The organism is Deinococcus pimensis DSM 21231 (genome assembly GCF_000519345.1).
Taxonomy (GTDB): Bacteria; Deinococcota; Deinococci; order Deinococcales; family Deinococcaceae; genus Deinococcus_A; species Deinococcus_A pimensis.
The window spans coordinates 3,177-3,743 of record NZ_KI912657.1; the positions used below are offsets into that span (position 1 = coordinate 3,177).

1 protein-coding gene is annotated in these 567 nt (G+C 75.0%); it reads right to left on the reverse strand.

Features of this window, described 5'->3' with window-relative positions; all coding sequences use genetic code 11:
* Positions 1–95: 95 nt before the first annotated feature.
* Positions 96–567: TniB family NTP-binding protein (locus DEIPI_RS0116165; RefSeq protein WP_211238307.1), on the reverse strand; the 472-nt coding region annotated here is incomplete at its 5' end.

Sequence of the window (567 nt, forward strand, 5' to 3'; positions counted from 1 at the left end):
CCCCTCCCCGAGGAGGCGCGCGGGCCTCACGGGCCACACGCCGTCCGGGTCGACGTCCACCCACGCGAACGCCCCGACGGCGCCACGACGCGGGCTCATTCACGCCTCCACTTCACGGGCACGTACGCGCCCGACTCGACCAGCCGGTCCACCAGCGCGAGCGAGACGCGTTCCTCCCCGCCCAGCGCGGCGAGCGCGGCGAGCTCGACGAGGTCGCGGACCTCCCCGAGGACGCCGTCCGCGAGCCGCACCAGCCGGTCCGCCAGCACCTTGTCCTTCAGACCGCTGGGACGGCGCAGCGGCGTGACCCGCTCGAGCTCCCCGAGCAGCACCAGCGCACCCTTGAGGGCGTCGCGGTCCGCGTCGAGCCTCGGGATCGCGAGGATCCGGGTGCGGCGGCTGATCTGCTCGTCGGCGGTGACGACGGCGCGCAGCTCGGGCTTCCCGGCGAGCAGCACGCTCACCTGCGCCTCGCCGCTGAACACCTTGAAGGCGTTGAGCAGGTGCCGCTGCCGGACCGGGCCGGCGCTCGCGACGTGGTGCGCCTCGTCGAACATCGCGAGCCGC